This is a genomic window from Shinella sp. JR1-6 (assembly GCF_004284735.1).
Taxonomy (GTDB): Bacteria; Pseudomonadota; Alphaproteobacteria; order Rhizobiales; family Rhizobiaceae; genus Shinella.
The window spans coordinates 53,344-73,951 of sequence record NZ_SHMI01000007.1 but is presented as its reverse complement, the minus strand read 5'-3'; the positions used below and the strand labels follow the sequence as shown (position 1 = coordinate 73,951).

Genomic DNA, 20,608 nt, shown 5'->3' with positions numbered 1-20,608 from the left:
CCAGGAGCCTGCCCGATGATCCGCTACATCCTCTGGCGCATCGCCGTCATGGTTCCGACGCTCGCGCTCATCTCGGTGCTGGTTTTCACCATCATCGAGCTGCCGCCAGGCGACTATTTCGAGAGCTACATCTCGGAGCTGCGCGCCATGGGCGAGGCGACCGACATGGCCGAGATCGAGGAGCTGCGCGAGCGCTACGGCTTCGACAAGCCTGCGCCGTTGCGCTACCTGCACTGGGTCGGCGGCATGCTCATCGGCGATTTCGGCTACTCTTTCGAATATCGCCTTCCCGTTTCGGAGGTGGTGGGCGACCGGCTCTGGCTGACGGTGCTGGTCTCCTTCGTGACCATCATCTTCACCTGGCTGATCGCCTTCCCGATCGGCATCTACTCGGCCACCCACCAGTATAGCTGGGGCGACTACGGCCTGACGCTCGCAGGCCTCATCGGCATTGCCGTGCCGAACTTCATGCTGGCGCTGGTCGTCATGTATTTCGCCAATATCTGGTTCGGCGTCTCGATCGGCGGGCTGATGGACCGCCAGTTCCTCGGTGCGCCGATGAGTTGGGAGAAATTCCGCTCCATCCTCTCGCATATCTGGATACCCGTGATCATCATCGGCACGGCGGGCACGGCCGCGATGGTGCGCCGCCTGCGCGCCAACCTGCTCGACGAGCTCAACAAGCAATATGTCGTGACCGCACGCTCCAAGGGCCTGCATCCGATGCGTGTCCTCACCAAATATCCGCTGCGCATGTCTCTCAACTTCTTCATCTCCGATATCGGTTCCATCCTGCCCTCGATCATCTCGGGCGCGGAGGTGACCGCCATCGTGCTGTCGCTCGAAACGACCGGCCCCATGCTGATCAAGGCCTTGCAGACACAGGACATGTATCTCGCCGGTTCTTTCCTGATGTTCCTGGCCTTCCTGACGGTCATCGGCGTGCTGATCTCGGATATCGCGCTCGCCATTCTGGATCCGCGCATCCGGCTCGGCGGAGGAAGCCGCAAGTGAAGACGCCTCTTCCCGAACCCGGCGCCCCGCTCGGCCATTTCGTCTCGGACAAGCCGTTCGACCCCTATGCCGCCGAACACAAGACGGAGGAGCTGAAGAAGGTCGCGCAGGCCTCGCAATTCCAGTTGATGTGGTGGCAGTTCCGCCGCCACCGCATGGCGCTCGTCTCCGGCATCTTCCTCCTCGTCATCTACCTGATGATCGCGGTCAGCGAGTTCCTGTCGCCCTACAACCTGCACACCCGCAACATCGACTTCATCTACTCCCCGCCGCAGACCCTGCGTTTCATGCATGAGGGCCAGTTCGTCGGTCCTTTCGTCTATGGCCAGAAGATGACGCTCGACATGGACAATCTGCGGCGCGTCTACACGGACGACAAGACGGACGTGCAGAAGCTGCGCTTCTTCTGCAGTGGCGACAAATACAAGTTCTGGGGCCTGTTCACCTCGGACGTCCATCTTGTCTGCCCGGCCAAGGACGGCCAGTTCTTCTTCCTCGGCACCGACCGGCTGGGGCGCGACATGCTCTCGCGCATCCTCTATGGCGCGCGCATCTCGCTCACCATCGGTGCGCTCGGCGTTGCCATGAGCTTCGTGCTCGGCATCGTCATCGGTGGCCTTGCCGGCTATCACGGCGGCGTCTTCGATCTCATCGTGCAGCGCGTCATCGAGGTCCTTCAGTCGATTCCAAGCATTCCCCTGTGGATGGCGCTCGCCGCGATCATCCCGGTCACCTGGAGCCCCATTCTCGTCTATATCGGCATTACGATCATCCTCGGCATGCTCGACTGGACCGGACTTGCACGCGCCGTGCGCTCGAAACTTCTTGCCTTGCGGGAGGAAGATTATGTATTGGCGGCCCAGGTCATGGGCGCGGGCAGCGCCCGCATCATTCGCCGCCATCTCATACCCGGCTTCATGTCCCACCTGATCGCCAGCGCAACGCTGACCATTCCGGGCATGATCCTCGGGGAGACGGCACTGAGTTTCCTCGGGCTCGGCCTCCGGCCACCCATCACCAGTTGGGGCATCCTTCTGACGGAAGCCCGCAGCATCAACATTATCGCTCTCTATCCGTGGCTGCTCTTTCCGGTGGTACCCGTCGTTTTGGTCATTCTGGCTTTCAACTTCCTTGGCGATGGACTGCGTGATGCGGCTGACCCCTATAAGTGAAATCGGGATTACGAATGCAGAAGAATCGCCCCTCCACGATGGCGAGCCCGGCGGATTTCGGGAGACTTTGCCCTTGAGCCGCAGTTTCGAGCACGCCCGCATCCTCATGTACAGCCACGACACGTTCGGCCTCGGGCACCTGCGCCGCTGCCGTACGATCGCCCATGCGCTGGTGGAGGAATATCGCGGCCTCAACGTCCTGATCATCTCGGGCGCGACGATCGCCGGCGCCTTCGATTATCGCGCCCGTGTCGACTTCGTGAAGATCCCCAGCGTCATCAAGCTGCGCAACGGCGAATACACCTCGCTGGAGCGCCATATCGACCTGGAAGACACGCTGACCATGCGCCGGTCGATCATCCGCCACACGGCCGAGACGTTCAATCCGGACATCTTCATCATCGACAAGGAGCCGATGGGCCTTTCCGGCGAGGTGGAGGAAACGCTGGCCTACCTGAAGGGCCGCGGCACGCGGCTGATCCTCGGCCTGCGTGAAGTCATGGATTCTCCGCACCTGCTCGATGCCGAGTGGAAGCGCAAGGACGTCATGCACAAGATCGCGCGGTTCTACGACGACATCTGGGTCTACGGCCCGCCGGATTTCTACGATCCGCTCGTCGGCCTCGACGTGCCGCAGGGCGTGCGCGACAAGCTGAACTTCGTCGGCTTCCTGCAGCGCAACGCGCTGCAGATGGACCGCGCCCAGTACCAGCCCTCGGGCGACTACATCCTGGTGACGACCGGCGGCGGCGGCGACGGGGCTGAACTGGTGGAGGATGTGCTGCGCGCCTACCGGCACGATGCCGGTCTCACCCATCGCGCCCTCATCGTGCTCGGCCCTTACATGCCGCAGGGCGAGCGCACCAAGCTGACGCAGGAAGCTGCGAAAATCCCCTATGTCGAGGTGATCGAGTTCGATTCGCGCATGGAGGACCTGGTGGCCGGCGCGAAGGCCGTGGTGGCGATGGGCGGCTACAACACCTATTGCGAGATTCTCTCCTTCGACAAGCCGGCGCTCATCGTGCCGCGCGTGCAGCCGCGCGAGGAGCAGCTCATCCGTGCCACCCGCGCTGCCGAACTCGGCCTCATCAACATGCTGCTGCCGGAGGAATCGGCCGATCCCGCACGCCTTGCCGCCGTGCTGAAGACCCTTCCGGAATGCCGACCGCCCTCGAGCGGCAATCCCGAACTCCGGCTCGAAGGCCTGCGCAACATCGCCCGCATCGTCGGCGAGGAGCTTTCCGCGCGGGAACTCACCCCGCCGTCCGTCGCTTGAAAGAGGCCACGCCCGCCGTGTCGCTGCCGCATAAGATCGTCGTGCTGCTGAAGGGCTATCCGCGCCTTTCGGAAACCTTCATCGCTCAGGAACTGCGCGGGCTGGAGCGCGCCGGGCTCGAGCTTGTGCTCGTCTCGCTCCGCCGCCCGACGGACAAGAAACGCCATCCCGTACACGACGAGATCAAGGCCCCGGTGTTCTACCTGCCGGAATACCTGCACGAGGAGCCGCTGCGCGTGCTGCGCGGCCTGTTCAAAAGCCTTCGCGCTCCCGGCTTCGGGGCCGCTTTCCGCCAGTTCCTGAAGGATCTGCCGCGCGATTTCAGCCGCAACCGGTTCCGCCGCTTCGGCCAGGCGGCGGTGCTCGTGGGGGAGTTTCCCGAGGCCGGCGGCTGGCTGCACGCCCATTTCATCCACACCCCCGCCTCCGTCGCCAATTATGCGGCCCGCATGCTTGCCCTGCCCTTCTCGGTCTCGGCCCATGCCAAGGACATCTGGACATCGAAGGACTGGGAACTCGCCGACAAGCTGACGATCGCCGACTGGGCGGTGACCTGCACCAAATCCGGCCACGCCCACCTGCAGACCCTCGCCGGCCCGCACCGCGACCGGGTGCACCTCAGCTACCACGGCCTCGATCTCGACCGGTTTCCGCCGCTTGAGACCGGGGAGCACGCCCCCCCGGCCGGATGCGACTGCGCCCATCCGGCAGAGGCCGCCGCGAGCGGCAATGCCCGCCCACTGCGTGACGGAGCTGACCCGCAGGATCCCGTCACCATCATCAGCGTCGGGCGCGCGGTGCCGAAGAAGGGCTACGATGTCCTGTTGAAGGCCCTTGCGCGGCTTCCGGCCGATCTTCACTGGCGTTTCGTCCATGCCGGCGACGGCGGCGAGCGGGCGAAGCTGCAAAAGCTCGCCGACGAGCTTGGCATCGCGCAAAGGATCACGTGGCTCGGCGCGGTCGACCAGAAGGATGTGCTTGCCGCCTATCGCCGCTCCGACATTTTCGCGCTCGCCTGCCGCATCACGCCGGACGGCGACCGCGACGGTCTGCCGAACGTGCTGGTGGAGGCGGCAAGCCAGCAGCTCGCCTGCGTGGCGACCGACATTTCCGGCATTCCCGAGCTTTTCGAGAACGAGGAGAACGGCCTGCTCGTCCCCTCCGAGGACGTGGATGCGTTTTCCCGAGCGCTTGAACGTGCGATCCGCGATCCCGCCCTTCGCCACCGCCTCGGTGCGGCCGCCGAGGCGAAGGTGCGCCGGAGCTTCGACCACCATACCAGCATTGCGCAGCTGAAGGCGCTGTTCGAGGCGGGAGCCCGCCGATGAGCGTCCCGCGCGTCCTCTTCTATGTCCAGCACCTGCTCGGCATCGGCCATCTCGCCCGCGCCAGCCGCATCGTGCGCGCGCTCGTCGATGACGGCTTTGCGGTCACGCTCGTCACCGGCGGCATGCCGGTCGACGGCTTTCCCGGTCCCGGCATCGACCATATAGCCCTCCCGGCCATCGCGGTCGGTGACGGCGGCTTTTCCGCGCTCGTCGACGAGAACGGCGCGGTCATCGACGAGGCCTTCAAGGCCGCGCGGCGCGACGAACTGCTCGCCGCCTATCATGCCCTGCGGCCCGATATCGTCATTGTCGAGGCCTTCCCCTTCGGCCGCCGCCAGGTGCGCTTCGAGCTGCTGCCGCTGATCGAGGCGATCGAGGCGAGCACGCCGCGCCCCCTCCTCCTGACCTCGCTACGCGACATCCTGCAGGAGCGCGCCAAGCCGGGCCGCGACGAGGAGACGATCGACCTCGTGCGTCGTCATTTCGACCGGGTGCTCGTGCACGGCGATCCCGCCTTCGTGCGTCTGGAGGATACGTTCCCGCTGGCGGACGCCATTGCCGGGCGGGTGGTCTATACCGGCCTCGTCGGCGGTCCGGCGGCAGAGCCTGCCGCAGAACGCTACGACGTCGTCGTCTCGGCTGGCGGCGGGGCTGTCGGCGCCGGTCTGGTGGAGGCCGCACTCCAGGCGGTGCAGGAGCTCGATAGCGCCCGCCGCTGGCTGGTGATCACCGGCCCCAACATGCCGCAGGCCGATTTTTCGCGCCTTTCCGGCGCATGCCCGGCCAATGTCGATCTCGTGCGCTTCCGCACCGATTTCCGCAATCTCCTCGCGGCAGCGCGGCTCTCGGTCTCACAGGCCGGTTACAACACCGTCTGCGACGTGCTGCAGGCCGGCTGCGGCGCCGTGCTGGTGCCCTTCGCATCGGGCGGCGAGAGCGAGCAGACGGCGCGTGCCGAACGGCTGGAACGGCTCGGCCGGGCTGTCGTGCTGCGCGAGGATACGCTTTCCAGGGAGACGATGGCAGACGCAATTTCTCGTGCGCTTTCCGCGGAAACGGAGAAAAATGTGCCTGTTTTGCAACTGGATGGCGCCAATCGCACCGCAAAAATCCTGAGGGACCTACTAAAACAGCGAGCGACTACCTAGCTCTTGCGGTATTGCGGCTGTCTTATAATCTTCACACGAGACAGCGGCCTTTCACGCACAGAAGCTCTTCATGGAAAAAAGCCTCGCCCGGTACATTTGGGTCCACACCCGGCCGCAGCAGCTCGCGATCCTGCTGATCGTCGCCCTGTCCATGATTCCCTACTATCTGGCCTTCGACCTGCCCAAGCAGATCGTCAACGGCCCGATCCAGGGGACGGGATTCGAGCAGCCCGGCAACACCCAGCTCTTCATGCCGATCGCCTTCGACCTGCCGTTCTTCGGCCATGTCGAGCTTTTCGCGGGCCTGCCGCTGGAGCGCATGCCCTCGCTGCTCGCCCTCAGCCTGACGTTCCTCGTGCTCGTCATCATCAACGGCCTGTTCAAGTATTTCATCAACACCTACAAGGGCCGCCTCGGCGAGCGGCTGCTGCGGCGCATCCGCTACGAGCTCGTCGATCGAATCCTGCGTTTCCCGCCGCGCTATTTCAAGCACATCAAGGCCGGCGAAGTTTCCTCCATGGTCAAGGACGAGGTGGAACCGCTCGGCGGCTTCACCGCGGATGCCTTCGTGCAGCCGGCGCTGCTCGGCGGCCAGGCGCTGACGGCGCTGATCTTCATCTTCATCCAGCATTTCTGGCTCGGCTTCATCGCCTTCGCGATGGCGATGATCCAGGTCGGCATCATCCCGCGCATGCGTCGCCGGCTCATCGAGCTCGGCCGCGAGCGCCAGCTCACCGCCCGCCAGCTCGCCGGGCGCGTGGCGGAAATCGTCGACGGCATCGACACGATCCACGCCTACGACACCTCGAACTACGAGCGCGCCGACATCGCCGCCCGGCTCGGCCGCATCTTCAAGATCCGCTACGACATCTACCAGTGGAAGTTCCTGGTCAAATTCCTCAACAACTTCCTCGCCCAGCTGACACCCTTCCTGTTCTACTGCATCGGCGGCTACCTCACGATCGTCGGCAGGCTCGACGTCGGCCAGCTCGTCGCCGTCATCAACGCCTACAAGGAGCTTCCGGGGCCGCTGAAGGAGCTGATCGACTGGGAGCTGGTGCGCCAGGACGTTCAGGTGAAGTACGAGCAGGTCGTCGAGCAGTTCGAAGCCGATGAAATGATCGCTCCGGAAATCCAGGCGATCGACGCGGAGAGCCAGCCGGCGCTGAACCATCCGCTCAGCACCACGAACCTCCTGATCGACGACGATATCGGCGGGCGGGCCCTGGAGCATGTCACGGTCAAGATCGCGCCCGGCGAGACCGTCGCCATCATCGGCACGGCGGCGAGCGGCGGCGATCGTCTCGCCGAGGTGCTGGCGCGCGTCGTCTGGCCGGCCGGCGGCAAGGTGACGGCGGGCGACGACGACCTCTTCAGCCTGCCTGAGGCCGTGACCGGCAGGCGCATCTCCTATGTCTCGCCCGATGCCTATTTCTTCCATGGCAGCCTGCAGGACAACCTGCTCTACGGCCTCAAGCACGCACCGATCGAGCCGGCCGTCTACAAGGGGCAGGAGGCAGACCAGCGCAAGTGGGACGTGCTGGAGGCGCGCCGCTCCGGCAATCCGGATTTCGACCTCAACGGCAACTGGATCGACCTCGCCACGCTCAATGCCAACGGTACGGACGGGCTGTTCGGCGCGATGATGGCGGTGATGGACGTGGTGGAGCTGTCCGACGACGTGCTGCAGCTGGCGCTGCATTCCTCGATCGCGGTCAACAACAATCCCGACTTCGCCGCCCAGATCGTCGAGATGCGCCATGACCTTCGCGAGGAGCTGAACCGCCGCGACCTCAACAGCCTCATCGTGCCGTTCCGCGACAACGAGTACAACACCGAGGCACCGGTCGCCGAAAACCTGTTCTTCGGCATGATGCCGGATCCGAAGGCCTCCACCAGGGCCATCGTCAAAACGCCCTATTTCCGCAACATCATGCGCGAGAGCGGCCTTGGCGAGGCGCTGTTCGAGATGGGCAAGGGCATTGCGGAGAGCACGGTGGAGCTCTTCAAGGACCTGCCGCCCGACCACCCGTTCTTCGAACAGCTGACCTTCATGCGGGCGGACGAGATTCCGACCTATCAGCACCTCCTCCAGAAGCTGCGGCACAATGCCGCACCCAGCGAGGAAGACAGGATTGCGCTGATCAGGCTCAGCTTCTTCTATGTCGAGCCACGGCACCGCTTCGGCGTGCTCGACGAGACGCTGATGCGCAAGATCGTCGAGGTGCGCCACCAGTTCCACGCGAACCTGCCGGTGGAACTGCAGACCCATATTGAACGTTACAATCCGAATGCCTATCTGACATCGGGAACGCTGGTCGACAATATCGTGTTCGGCAAGCTCAACCATCGCTTCAGCGACGCGATTTCCAAGCTCAGGGAGATCGGTGGGGAGCTTTTGGCCAAGCGGCCGGAACTCTACCGCGCGTTGATGGCGTTGGGGCTGGAATCGAATATCGGGACCGGTGGCCGGCGACTGAACAGCCTGCAGCGCCTGAAGCTGGGCCTTGCCCGCGCCCTCATCCGCCGCTCTGACTACTACATCTTCAACCGGGCGTTCTCGGGCGTCGACCACCACCTCCAGGAGCACATCGTGGAGGCGGCCCTTGCGTTCCTGGCCAAGAGCGGTGATAATCCAGCCGTTGTCTGGGTTTTGTCAAATACCCCGCTTGCAAAACACTTTAAAAGAGTGCTTGCTTTTGATGGCGGAAGTTTGGTGGAAGACGGAACCTACGAAACGATCGTCGAAAGTGGTACGGTATACAAGCAACTGATAGCATGACTGGTATGAAGTGATCAGATAACCGGAATTCGAGGCGGTTGACTGTTATGATCTTGAACGACGAAGTGCAGATGTTACGACGGGTGCCGCTGTTCTCGGGCATCGACGCAGGCAAGCTGAAACTGCTCGCCTTCGCTTCGGACCGCGTCAGCTACCGTGAGGGCCAGGAGCTCTTCCATCAGGGCGATGAAGGCGATGCCGCCTATGTCGTTCTGTCGGGCGTCGTCGACGTCTACAAGGAAGGTCCCTCAGGAGACGAGAAGATCGCATCGACCGGCAGTTGCTCGGTCGTCGGCGAAATCGCCATCCTCTGCGGCACGACCCGCAATGCCACCGTCAAGGCCTCCACGGTCGTGGAAGCGTTGCGCATTCGCAAGGATTGCTTCCTCAAGGTTCTCTCGTCCTGCCCCCGCAGCATGGCCGAAACCATGCGCGTGATGGGCGAGCGGCTCGCAACCGCGCACTGAGGACCTCTCCGTCGGCCTTGCCTGCCGGCATTTCCTGAACGCCCCCTTCGGGTCGGCCAGATTTCTGTTGCGTGCGTCCACGCAACAGGGTTCTCATCCTTTTCCGAAAGCCTTTCGCGAAGGCATTCCGTTACCGGACTTTTCGCCGCTGTGGAGGGAAAACCCGTTCCGCGAAGCAGCGAAGCACCTTGCGGCGCGGGCTGGATTTGCCAAGGAATTGCGGCAGAAACAAGGGACTAGTCCCCTCACCCCGCTCTCGCGTCTTTCATATTTCTGTGATCATCCGTTCACCGTCTGCAAGGCCGTGGTTTGCGCAAGTCGCCCGGCGCAGCGGCGGCGGGCGACTTGCGACGGGCATTTCCCGCTGGAAACCCTGGGCCGTCCGACGGTGAAGCGCTCGGCCCTGCCTGGAGGCGGGTGGTCACGGAACAACACGTCTCTTCCTTTCCTGGCGAGCCGAACGGCAGCAAAAAATGAGGCGGCGGCACTGGAGGAGGATACTACCCTACCCGACGAGGTCTCCCGCGCGGGCCCAGACGCAGCCCGCCGTCCCGGCGGTCGCCTCGAAAATCAGTGCCATCAGCGCCCACGCGGCTGCGTCGTGCACGAGGTGGTGGGTCAGGAGGCCGATCGGGCCGTCGTGGGCCTGCGACAGGCGCACGAGATCGGCAATCACCGCCTCGGCCGGCCGGGCACCTCGCGTGCCGCGCCAGTCGATGATGTCCACGTGCGTGTTGAGCACAGTGAGCGGTGCCGGCTTTTCCGGACCGAAGACGGAGAGCGCCTTGAAACCAAGGGACGGCAGGCCGCCGATAACGGCAGGTGCGATGCGGTTCCACGGCGGCACCAGCATGGGCACGAAGCGGCCGGCATGGAGCGTGGAAAGGTGTTTGAAACCCTGCTCAAGCTCGGCAAGGACCGTTTCCGCCGGGCGATGGGCGCCGAGCTCCTGGTTCTTCTCCCCTGGCCCCGCATGGTTTTCATGCGCCCAGCCATGCACCGCCACCTGCGCCTGCGGGGCTTCGGCCAGCCGCGCCGCGAGTGCCGCACCTGTGAAGGCCGGGATGACGGCGATGAGCACGGGCACCGCGTGGCGCTCCGTCAGCGCCAGCAACGTGTCGAGCGCTGCTGTGGGCTCCACGGCGTCGTCGTCGCGCAGCCACAGCCTCAGCGGCTTTCCTGCCGCGGCCCGGCGGGCGATTTCGTCCACGAGGGGTTTTGCGCTGGCTGGCGGCGTCATCCTGTCTCTCCTACAGCTTTCCGCACGATGGCGTCGAGCGCCGCGGCGGCGGCCGGCAGCGAATGCTCGGCCAGCACGCGGGCGCGGGCATTGTGCGCAAGACGCCGGCGTTCCGCGGCGTCATCCATGAGGGCCGCGATGGCCGCCGCATAGGCAGCAAGATCGCCCGGCGCGGTGAGGCGCCCGGTCTTGCCGTCCTCGACCACCTCCGGAACGCCCGCCGTCCGCAGGGCGACGACGGGAAGGCCGGCGGCCTGCGCCTCCAGATAGGCGAGCCCATAGGCTTCGCCGCAGCCCGGCCAGACATAGAGTGCGCCTTCGGCCAGAATCTCTGCCACAGCCGCCTGCGGCTTCTGCCCCAGCCAGGCGATGCGCCCGTCGCCGAAGCCGGAAAACAGTGCTTCCACCTCGCCCCGCAGCGTCCCGTCGCCTACCACCGAAAGGCGCCAGGGCCTGTCCTCGACCAGCCGCAGCGCCGCAGCAAGCGCGCGAAAGCTCTCCAGCTTGTCGCCGGCCCGCATCATGGCCACGGTGACGAGATGGCCCGGCTGTGGCCGCGGGGTCTGACCTGTGAACGGTGCGGCGTCGATGAAGGGTTTCAGCGGCGCAATGACCGCCTCCGGCGTGGTGGCGGCAAGGCCCGCCCGGTCGCGGGCGGTGAGCCCGATATTGACTGTGGCGCCGCGGACGGCCTCCAGCACGCGCGCCTGCATGTCGGCCCAGATGCCGACATTGCGGCGCCCGGAATAGGAAGCTTCGGCCGTGGCATACGCGATGCCGAAACGTTCACAGAGCGCGGGGCCGATCAGGTCCGGCGCCTTGTAGTAGGGGTGGTAGCAGAACCAGAGGTCCGGCGCCCCTTCCGCCCGCCAGAGCGTCGAAAGCCGCTCGACCTCGGCCGCAGCCTGCGCCGTGAGCGCCGCATAGGCCGCTGCGTCATCGCTGTCGCCGCAAAAGGCGCGCAGCTCCGAGGCGAGTGCGACTGCATGGCCGGCGTGGCCGAGGCACGCGAGAAGCTGGCGGGCCATCAACCGGTCGCCCGAGGGCACGGGGTGGTGGGGCGATTTCAGCGGGGCGTAGAATGCGATCTTCATGCTCGCCCGCGGGCCCTTTCTGCTTGTCGTCCGGGTGCCGCAAGCACGGCGCGCGTTGCGGAACAGCTCGCTGCGCACCGTGTTGCCGCAGCATTGCGGGCGGGTCGGAAACCGGCCCACGGACCTCGCATCCATCCCCCGCCCCGTTCGGGCTAGGGTTGACAGGCTGGCCAAACTCTCCCATCTCAACGCGCGGTCCTGTATATGTGCGCGGAGTGCCGATGCCAACTGCCTTGCTTTCCCACGAGACGCTGCTGGCCCGAATAACGTCTCGCGGGGCCCGCGTCGGCATTGTCGGCCTCGGCTATGTCGGCCTGCCGCTCGCCATCACCGCCGCCCGTGCCGGCTTTACCGTGACGGGTTTCGATATCGACCCGGGCAAGATCACCGCGATCGAGGCCGGGCGCAGCTATATCGAGGCGGTGCCGAGTGACATTCTCGATGCGGAGCATCGCGCCGGCCGCTTTGCCGCGACGAGCGATTTCTCCCGGCTTGGTGAATGCGACATCATCGCCATCTGCGTGCCGACGCCGCTGACGCGTCACCGCGATCCCGACATGCGCTATGTGGAGCAGACCTGCCGCGACATCGCCGCGACGCTTCGCCCCGGCCAGCTCGTCGTTCTGGAATCGACCACCTATCCCGGCACGACCGACGGCCTGGTGCGTCGCACGCTGGAGGCCGGGGGCCTGAAATCCGGCACGGATTTCTTCCTCGGCTTCTCGCCGGAGCGGGAGGACCCCGGCAACCGCGAATTCCAGACCTCGACCATCCCGAAGGTCGTCGCCGGCGACGGCGATACGGCGCAGGCGCTCGTCACTGCCTTCTACGGCGCGGTGGTCAAGACGGTCGTGCCCGTCTCCTCCACCGCCACGGCGGAAGCGGTGAAGCTGACGGAGAACATCTTTCGCGCCGTGAATATCGCCTTGGTGAACGAGCTGAAGGTCGTCTACGAGGCCATGGGCATCGACATCTGGGAGGTGATCGACGCCGCCAGTTCGAAACCCTTCGGCTACATGCCCTTCTATCCCGGCCCGGGCCTCGGCGGCCATTGCATCCCGATCGATCCCTTCTACCTCACCTGGGCCTCGCGCGCCCACGAGCTGCCGACCCGCTTCATCGAGTTGGCCGGCGAGATCAACTCGGCCATGCCCCGCCATGTGGTGGCAAGGCTGGCCGAAGCGCTCGACCGGCGCGCCGGCAAGGCGCTGAGCCGCTCGAAGGTGCTGGTGATCGGCCTTGCCTACAAGAAGAACGTGCCCGACATCCGCGAAAGCCCCTCGCTGAAGCTGATCGAGCTGATCGAGGAGCGCGGCGGTTCGGCAAGCTACTATGACCCGCATGTGCCGGAGATACCGCCGACCCGCGAATACGGCGCGTTCCGCGGCCGCCCGTCGGCTTCCTGGAACGAGGCGGATATCCGTGCCTTCGACGCGATCCTCATCGCCACCGACCATGACGATGTCGACTATGCGGCGCTCGCCGAATGGGGCGCGCTGATCGTCGACACGCGCAACGTCTTCGCCCGGCGCGGCATCGCCGCCGATACGATCCTCAAGGCCTGAGATTTTCCTGCATGAGCCGTCTCGAAAGCTTCATCCGCCGCATGTCCGCCCAGCGCGACGTCATCGATCATGTCGCGCAGAACCTGCCGCTGCCGGACGACGGCGCGATCCTCGAAATCGGCCTTGGCAACGGCCGCACCTTCGATCACCTGCGCGAAAAATTCCCTGGCCGGCGCATCGTCGCCTTCGACCGGGCGCTCGGCGCGCATTCCTCCTCCACACCGCCGCCGGGCGACCTGGTGCTCGGGGAAATCGTCGAGACGGCAAGGGCCTTTGCCGGCACGAATGCCGCGCTCGTCCATGCCGATATCGGCACCGGTTATGACGACAAGGACGCGGTCACGCTGACCTGGCTGCCGGATGTCGTCGCCCGCGCGCTCGGCACCGGCGGCGTTGCCATCAGCGGCCTGCCGCTCGACCATGCCGCACTGGAGCCTCTGGCGCTGCCCGCCTCCGTCGACAGCAAGCGCTACTTCCTCTACCGCAGGCGGGCCTGAGCCCCATGGCCCGCATCGCCGTCATCGCGGACGCCCATTTCCACGATATCGAAGGCGACTATGATTTTCCCGGCATCGTCGTGAACGGACGAAGGCTGACGGTGCGCACCTTCGCCGATACCGTCCGCTCCACCCGCGTCTACAACGAGAGTTTCGCCGCCCTGCCCGCGGCGCTCGACCGGATCGTCGCCATGGGCATCCGCCATGTCGTGCTGCTCGGCGACTATACGGATGACGGCCAGCGCGGCACGGTGGCGAGCCTCGTACGGCTGCTCGCGGCCTATCGTGATCGTCATGGCCTCCGCTTCCATGCCACGCCCGGCAACCACGACGTCTTCGGCCCGCTCGGCAAGCATCATGACACCCGCTACGTGAATGCCGAGGGCGGCACGACGCTGGTGACGAGCGATGCGGAAAAGGCGGCGGAGGATCCGGGCCGTCCGGTCGTGACGGAGAAGATGTATTGCGACGGCGTGCCGATGGGCATTCGCGCGCTCGGCGATTTCGGCTATTTCCGCCGTCCCGACGATCTTCATTTCGAAACGCCCTTCGGCACCAGCGATGCGCCGCCCGAGCGCGAGCATGACCTCCATTCCGCCGATGGCGGCACCGTGCGGCGGCTGATGGACGCCTCCTACCTGGTCGAGCCGGAAGACGGCCTGTGGCTCCTGATGATCGACGCCAATGTCTTCGAGCCGCGCAACGGCCGGCGCGACATCACTCGCAAGAAGGCCTTTTTCGGCAGTTCCGATGCCGGCTGGAACGCGCTCCTGCGCGTGAAACCCTATCTCCCTGCCTGGATCGCCGACGTCGCGGCGCGGGCGGAACGCGATGGCAAGACGCTCCTCGCCTTCTCGCACTACCCCGTTCTCGACCCGTTCGAGGACGAGACGGACAGCGAGCGCGCCCTCTTCGGCGAAACGATCGTGGCGAAGCGCACGCCGTGCCCGATCGTTGCCGAGACGCTCGCCGCCGGCGGCCTGTCGCTGCATTTCAGCGGCCACCTGCATGTCGAGGCCCGCACGCGCCATTCGGCCGATGGCCGCAGCCTCGTCAACATCGCCGTACCCTCGCTCGTTGCCTTTCCCGCCGGCTTCGTCGTGGTCGAGACGGGAGACGGGGCACCGTCGGTCGAGACCGTCTCGCTTGCCGAGACGCCGCTCGATGCCGATCTCCTCGCGCTCTACCGGACTGAGCAGGCCCGCACCGGCCTTGCCCCCGACCCGGCGCTTGCCGCGCGTAACTATGGGGATTTCCTGCACCGCCACATGCGCGCCCTCGTCGTCCAGCGCTTCCTGCCGCGGGAATGGCCGGCAGAGATGGCGGAACTGGCGCGCGGCATGACGCTCGCCGGTCTCTCCCGGCTGATGGCAGGGGGAACGTCGCCGGCCGGTCTCGACATCGCGCCGCTGGAGGCCATCCCTCTCCTCGACCTCGTCGTCGACTGGTATTGCCTGCGCCAGTCGCCGGCTGCCGCACCTTCCTATATCGCCCCTGACAGGTTCGCCTGCTACCGGTCCCTCGCCGAGCACTTCGGCGACTTCACGCCGGCGGCCGAGGACGGGCCCAGGCGGTTCTTCGCCATTTTTCTTGGCGTTCTCGGCCGGAGTTTGGAGCGGGCGTCAAGGGAGGCGGGGCGTTCGGCCTGAGGAGGAGCGTGGCGCACGATACCCCCTTACAAACCGCCTATCCTCCGCGTTAAACCAAATCTTACCTCTCGACCGCCACTATGCGCGGCCAGCCCGCCCCTCGTTTCCGGATCGGTCCCTTGTACAACCTCCTGTCGGTCGTCCTGAAGAAGCGCCTCGACCTCGATCTCAAGACCTCGGCCGAATTCCGCGCCCGGATCGTCGAGTTTCCGGGCCTGTGGATGAACGAGCGCGAGCTCGGCGCGCTCAGGGCCGATCTCCTGAAGGTCGCCGGCCGCGCGGTGCCGCATGGCGATCTCGACTACGGCGTCTTTTCGGCGCGCGAGGACGTGCTCCAGCGCACCATCGTCACGCTGGTCTACCGCGTTTCCGACGGCACGCCCGTCGCCTTCAATGCGTTGCCGGTCCTCTCGCTCTCGCTGTCGGGCAAGCCCGTCGAGGTGCTGCATCTCGGGCTCGTGATGATCGATCCGACGGTGCGCAGCCAGGGCCTTTCCTGGGTGCTCTACGGCCTCACCTGTTTCCTGCTCTTCCTGCGCAACCAGCTCCGGCCGCTCTGGATTTCCAACGTCACGCAGGTTCCCGCCGTCGCCGGCATGGTGGCGGAAACCTTCTCCGACGTCTTCCCCTCGCCGAGCCGCGGCGCGCGGCGCTCTTTGCGCCAGCAGATGATCGCGACGGAGATCATGGCCGGCCATCGCCATGTCTTCGGCGTCGGCAAGGAGGCGGGCTTCGACGCCGACCGCTTCGTCATCACCGACGCCTATACCGGCGGCTCGGACAACCTGAAGAAGACCTTCGACGCCGCGCCAAAACACCGCAAGGCCGAATACAACGACTTCTGCGCCGCCGAACTCGACTATGCGCGCGGCGACGACCTGTTGCAGATCGGCCAGCTCGATCTCAACGCCGCCCAGCGCTACCTCCTCGAAAGCGTGCCGCGCAACGCGCTCGGGCGCCTTGCGGTGGCAAGTTTCGTCATCCTCGTGCAGCGGCTGGTGCTGCCCCTCATGCACTGGGCGGACGGTCGCCGGCCCTGGGGCATATTGAGGCCTTCCCGATGAGCTTTTCCTACGAGACCTTCACCACCCGCAATATCGGCTTCGTCAGCGAGGCGGAGCAGCGCCGGCTGCAGGAGGCGACCGTCTTCGTCTGCGGCACCGGCGGCATGGGCGGCGCGGCCATCCAGGCGCTGGCGCGCGCCGGCATCGGCCGGCTGGTGCTTGCCGATGTCGACCGCTTCGAGATGTCCAACCTCAACCGCCAGGTCTTCTGCTTTGCCGATACGATCGGCCGGCAGAAGGCCGAGGCGACCCGCGACCTCTGCCTGAAGATCAACCCGGACCTCGCCATGACAGTCTATGGCCCGGACTGGACGGATGAGGTCGAAACGCTGGTCGAAAACGCCGACGTTGTCATCAACGGCACCGACGATCTCGGCGCGAGCCTCCTCCTCTACCGCACCGCCCGCCGCCATGGCAAAACCGTCATCGACGCCTATGCTGCGCCGCTCCCCTCCATCTATGTGACGCGCGCGGAAGACCCGATGCCGGAAGAACGGCTCGGCTACCCGACGATTGGCACCGCCTGGAATGCGCTGACGCCCGACCAGCGCGCGGAGAGTTTTCTGCGCGAGGCGGAGCATGTGATGGTGCATTCGTCCTCGCGCCACCATGTCGACCTTGCGCTCGCCGGCGAGGTGGTGGCCGGCACGCGCAGCCGCATGTCCTTCGCCCCCATGGTCATCTCGACCGGCATGCTGATGGCCTACGAGGCGATCAACGCCGTGCTCGACCGGCCGCATGGCGCCGATTGCCGCGGCTGGTTCTTCAATCCCCATGCCGGCCGCGTCGAGCGCCCGCGCAATGCGCTTTTCGCCGCGCTGCTGCGCCCGCTGGTGCGGCGCTTCATCCAGCGGCTGGCGGCAAAACCATGATCCCGCCGACCATCGCCGACACGTTCATCTCGCTTGCCGCCTTCTGCGGCCTCATCGTCCTGATCCGCACCATCCGCTCGTTCGATGCGGAAAGCCCGCTGACCCGCCGCTTCCTCTTCGGCCTGCGCGTGCTGGCGGCGCTGATGATCAGCCGCGTCTGCGCCTGGTGGACCGGCCTCTTCGTCTTCGAGGCCGCGACGATCATTGCCGCCGGCCTCGTGCCGCTCGCCACAATCATCCTCGCCGAGGGCCTGATGCGCCGCCACGCGCCGCGCCCCACCAAATGGATCGCCGCCGGCGGCGCGGTAAGCTTTGCCGTGCTCGCCTTCCTGCCCGCCTCCTTCGCCGATCCCTGGCGGTTCCTCGGCCTCTTCCTCTACCAGCTCGTCACCTTCGCGCTCGCCGGCCACATGGCCGTGACGCGCGACCGCAAGAGCCTTTCCCGGGCGGAAAACCAAGCGGTGGACCGCATCGCGCTGTCGCTGCTGCTCATCCTGCCGCTGCTCGTCACGGATTTCCGCTCGACCTATATCGACCTGCCCGTCCGGCTCGGCGGCGTCGCCATCCTCTTCCTCTGCTGGCTCCTGATCAGCCTTGGCCAGCGCGCCGCCAGCCACCGCGACAGCGTCACCGCCTTCGTCATCCTCACCGCCGTCGCCCTCACCGCGGCGCTCGCCATCGGCATAGAGAATAGTTTTGACGCCGCCGCCTTCGCCCGCACCGCCAGCGTCATCACGGCGGCGGCTTTGCTCGGCACGCTGTGGAACGATACGATCAGCCTTCGGACCGAGCATCGCCGCCAGAGCCTCATCCGCCACCTCGCCGAAGATCGCATCGACGACACGCTGGGTTTTCTCAAAGAATTGCAGAACCATCCGCTGGTCGAGGGCGCGCTGCTGCTCGAGGAGGCCGAGCTTGCCGATCTCGACCTTGCCGGCCTCAAGACGCTGCTTTCCGCCCGCCCGCTGCTGCGCGCCAGGGAAACGGCGGACCTTGCGGAAACCGACGCCGAACAGCTCGCCTGGCTCACCGAAAAATACGAGGCGACCCACCTGATGCTGGTTTCCCGAAAACCCTTCCGGCTGATCGCGCTCAACATGCCCTCCGTTTCCGCCACGCCCGGCGCCGAGACGGAGCTGAAGGTTGTCCAGCGCATGGCGCTGCTGATTTCGGAGAGGACGCATGATCGAGATCCGTGAGGGCGACATCGACGCCTTCTTCGCCGCGCCCTTCGCCGTCTATGCAGGCACGCCCTACGTCTCGCCGATGAAAGGCGACCTCAGGCGCTTCCTCTCGGAAAAGACCAATCCGCTCTTCGAAACCCCTGACGATTTCGCCATCTTCACCGCGCATGAGAACGGCGCGGTGCGCGGCCGCATCACCGCCCATGTGCACCGCGCCTCCAATGCCCGTTTCAACCTCAAGCGCGGCTCTTTCGGTTATTTCGACTGCGCCGACGACGAACGCGCCGCCGCCGCACTGCTGGAGCGGGCCGAAGACTGGGCGCGCCAAAAGGGCTTTTCCGAAATCCTCGGCAATTTCAACCTCACCGCCATGCAGCAGGCCGGTATCATGACCGGCGGTTTCGAACATGCACCCTATACCGACCAGATCTGGGGACCGCCGCACCTGCCGCGCCTCCTGGAAAAGCGCGGCTACTCCCCGTCCTTCCCCATGACGACCTTCGAGATCGACATCCGCGCCGCGCCGCTCGGCGGCATCCTCGACGGCGCGGAGATGCGGGCGCTGCGCGCCGACGGTTTTTCCTTCTCGCCCATCGAGCGCAAAACGCTCGACCGGCGGCTGGAGGATTCCCGGCTCATCCTCAACGAGAGTTTTGCCGACAACCCGATGTTCGTGCCCGTCAGCCGCGCGGAATACGAATTCCAGGCGAAGGAGATGAAGTGGATCATGGACCCGCGCATCTCGGCCGTCGCGGAAAAGGATGGCAAACCCGCCGGCGCCGTCATCGCCATTCCCGACGTCAACCCGATGCTGAAGGCGATGGGTTCGCGCCTCGGCCTCTCCACGCCCTGGCATCTTATAAAACATCGCCTGAGACGCCGCCGCGCCGTCGTCATCTTCCAGGGCGTCAAACCGGAATTTTGGGGCCGCGGCCTCAACCCGCTGATGCTCGCCCACATCCTCGGCGAGATGAAGCGGGCCGGCTACGAGACGGCCGGCGGCACCTGGATTGCCGATGCCAACGCCGCAAGCCTGCGCCAGGCGGAAAAGGCCGGCGCCCGCCCCATGCACCGGCTGCATCTCTTCGGAAAAACGCTGTGATCGACATCGCCACCCTCAAGACGCTCGCCGCCGAGGCCAACCGCGCCCCCTCCACGCACAACACCCAGCCTACGCGGTTCGCGCTGGATGGTGCCGGCCGCACCCTCGTGCTCGCTGATCTCTCCCGCCGCCTTGCCGTCGGCGATCCGACGAACCGCGACATGGGCCTTTCCTGCGGCGCGGCGCTGGAAGGCCTCGTCATGGCCCTTGCCGGCCGCGGCATCGGCGCCGAAGTCGAGGATCTTTGGCCTGCGGATATCCTGTGGCGCCCCGGCTATCGCCTTGCCGCCCGCCTCACCCCATCGGGCACGGCGAGCGCGCCTGACCTTGCCGCCTACACCGAAAAACGCTTCACCTGGCGCGGCCTGTTTTCCCCCGCGGCATCCGGGACGCTGGCGGCCCTCGAAGCCTCAGCGCTAGCGAAGGACGACGTCACCTTCGCCGGCGGAAAGGATGCCCTCGCTTTCATCGCCGCACGCAACGACGCGGCAAGCCTCGCCGTCATGCGCGAACGTGCCTTCCGCGACGAGCTCGTCGCCTGGATGCGGCTTTCGCCGAACCACCCCGCCTATAGGAGCGACGGCCTCAATCTCGACGCGCTGCGCATGGGCCGGCTGGAGGGCGCCGTGGCGGGAAAAATCCTCGCCTCTCCGCTCTTTTCCCTCGCCGACCGTCTCGGCCTTGCGGCGTCGCTCGTCTCCGAGACCGCCAAGACGATGACGGCGGCGGCCTGCCTCCTCTTCCACCGTCCGGCAGGCGAAAGTCCGGTCTCGACGGGCCGGGCCTTCTACCGGTTCTGGCTGGATTTCACCCGCTTTGGCCTTGCCGGCTGGCCGATGGCGGTTCTGGCCGACGTACCCGCCGCCGCCGAGGCGATGGGACAGCGCTTTGCCGTGCCGGCGGGGCATCGGCTGATCAATGTGCTGCGCGTCGGACCGGCGCCTTTCGTGACGACGAAGTACCGGTTGCCGGCGGAAGAGCTCGTGCTGGACGGCTGACGGCGACGCAGATTGCCCCTCATCCGGCTGCCGCCACCTTCTCCCCGCAAGCGGGGAGAAGGGCATCTGTGGCTACATTCTTCCTCACGCAAGGCGGTTTCATTTGCGGGAGGCCGGTGCATCCTTTTCCTTCGCCCCGCAAGCGGGGAGAAGGTG

At 65.9% G+C, this 20,608-nt stretch carries 17 protein-coding genes; 15 read left to right on the top strand and 2 right to left on the bottom strand.

Translation table 11 applies throughout. From position 1 onward, the window contains the following. The first annotated feature begins 15 nt into the window (after positions 1-15). The 7 genes from EXZ48_RS14715 (at position 16) to EXZ48_RS14685 (ending at position 9,187) form a co-directional block, all read left to right on the top strand. Positions 16-1,014, top strand: coding sequence for an ABC transporter permease (locus tag EXZ48_RS14715; protein ID WP_023515393.1), 999 nt, complete (start codon positions 16-18; stop codon positions 1,012-1,014). Continuing rightward, on the top strand, positions 1,011-2,186 hold the full coding sequence (locus tag EXZ48_RS14710; protein ID WP_023515394.1) for an ABC transporter permease: 1,176 nt from the start codon (positions 1,011-1,013) through the stop codon (positions 2,184-2,186). Before EXZ48_RS14715 ends, EXZ48_RS14710 begins: the two co-directional genes overlap by 4 nt. A 73-nt stretch (positions 2,187-2,259) precedes the next feature. Further along, entirely contained in the window at positions 2,260-3,462 is a 1,203-nt protein-coding gene (locus EXZ48_RS14705) for a glycosyltransferase family protein (RefSeq protein ID WP_023515395.1), read from the top strand. A gap of 17 nt (positions 3,463-3,479) precedes the next feature. Next, positions 3,480-4,790, top strand: a complete 1,311-nt coding sequence (locus tag EXZ48_RS14700) for a glycosyltransferase family 4 protein (RefSeq protein ID WP_050744429.1) — start codon at positions 3,480-3,482, stop codon at positions 4,788-4,790. Continuing rightward, positions 4,787-5,938 carry a glycosyltransferase family protein gene (locus EXZ48_RS14695; RefSeq protein ID WP_130516661.1) on the top strand — a complete coding sequence of 384 codons (1,152 nt, stop codon included), beginning with the start codon at positions 4,787-4,789 and terminating at the stop codon, positions 5,936-5,938. The genes EXZ48_RS14700 and EXZ48_RS14695 overlap by 4 nt, the downstream gene beginning before the upstream one ends. Before the next feature lie 70 nt (positions 5,939-6,008). Then, entirely contained in the window at positions 6,009-8,720 is a 2,712-nt protein-coding gene (locus EXZ48_RS14690; protein WP_024270293.1) for an ABC transporter transmembrane domain-containing protein, read from the top strand. A gap of 47 nt (positions 8,721-8,767) precedes the next feature. After that, the gene (locus EXZ48_RS14685) at positions 8,768-9,187 is read left to right on the top strand and encodes a cyclic nucleotide-binding domain-containing protein (protein WP_023512973.1); all 420 of its coding nucleotides are present in this window, start codon (positions 8,768-8,770) and stop codon (positions 9,185-9,187) included. A gap of 505 nt (positions 9,188-9,692) precedes the next feature. On the opposite strand, the gene EXZ48_RS14680 is transcribed toward EXZ48_RS14685, so the two are convergent. Further along, entirely contained in the window at positions 9,693-10,427 is a 735-nt protein-coding gene (locus EXZ48_RS14680) for a polysaccharide deacetylase family protein (RefSeq protein ID WP_130516659.1), read from the bottom strand. After that, positions 10,424-11,521 carry a glycosyltransferase family 4 protein gene (locus EXZ48_RS14675; RefSeq protein ID WP_130516656.1) on the bottom strand — a complete coding sequence of 366 codons (1,098 nt, stop codon included), beginning with the start codon at positions 11,519-11,521 and terminating at the stop codon, positions 10,424-10,426. Before EXZ48_RS14675 ends, EXZ48_RS14680 begins: the two co-directional genes overlap by 4 nt. A 221-nt stretch (positions 11,522-11,742) precedes the next feature. On the opposite strand from EXZ48_RS14675, the gene EXZ48_RS14670 reads away from it, so the two are divergent. The 8 genes from EXZ48_RS14670 (at position 11,743) to EXZ48_RS14635 (ending at position 20,452) form a co-directional block, all read left to right on the top strand. Further along, a complete protein-coding gene (locus EXZ48_RS14670) occupies positions 11,743-13,086 on the top strand; it encodes a nucleotide sugar dehydrogenase (protein WP_130516654.1) in 1,344 nt (447 codons plus the stop codon). A gap of 11 nt (positions 13,087-13,097) precedes the next feature. Beyond that, positions 13,098-13,583: a class I SAM-dependent methyltransferase gene (locus EXZ48_RS14665; RefSeq protein ID WP_023517252.1), complete on the top strand. Its 486-nt coding sequence runs from the start codon at positions 13,098-13,100 to the stop codon at positions 13,581-13,583. 5 nt (positions 13,584-13,588) lie between these two features. Next, positions 13,589-15,232: a metallophosphoesterase gene (locus EXZ48_RS14660; RefSeq protein WP_130516652.1), complete on the top strand. Its 1,644-nt coding sequence runs from the start codon at positions 13,589-13,591 to the stop codon at positions 15,230-15,232. Between the two features lie 119 nt (positions 15,233-15,351). After that, a complete protein-coding gene (locus EXZ48_RS14655) occupies positions 15,352-16,296 on the top strand; it encodes a hypothetical protein (RefSeq protein ID WP_245462089.1) in 945 nt (314 codons plus the stop codon). Beyond that, a complete protein-coding gene (locus EXZ48_RS14650; RefSeq protein WP_130516648.1) occupies positions 16,293-17,168 on the top strand; it encodes a ThiF family adenylyltransferase in 876 nt (291 codons plus the stop codon). The genes EXZ48_RS14655 and EXZ48_RS14650 overlap by 4 nt, the downstream gene beginning before the upstream one ends. Continuing rightward, positions 17,165-18,367, top strand: coding sequence for a hypothetical protein (locus EXZ48_RS14645; RefSeq protein ID WP_130516646.1), 1,203 nt, complete (start codon positions 17,165-17,167; stop codon positions 18,365-18,367). The genes EXZ48_RS14650 and EXZ48_RS14645 overlap by 4 nt, the downstream gene beginning before the upstream one ends. After that, positions 18,351-19,454 (top strand): GNAT family N-acetyltransferase, encoded by a 1,104-nt coding sequence (locus EXZ48_RS14640; RefSeq protein WP_130516644.1) that lies wholly within the window; start codon positions 18,351-18,353, stop codon positions 19,452-19,454. The genes EXZ48_RS14645 and EXZ48_RS14640 overlap by 17 nt, the downstream gene beginning before the upstream one ends. Then, entirely contained in the window at positions 19,451-20,452 is a 1,002-nt protein-coding gene (locus EXZ48_RS14635; protein WP_130516642.1) for a hypothetical protein, read from the top strand. Before EXZ48_RS14640 ends, EXZ48_RS14635 begins: the two co-directional genes overlap by 4 nt. The last annotated feature ends 156 nt before the right edge of the window (positions 20,453-20,608 follow it).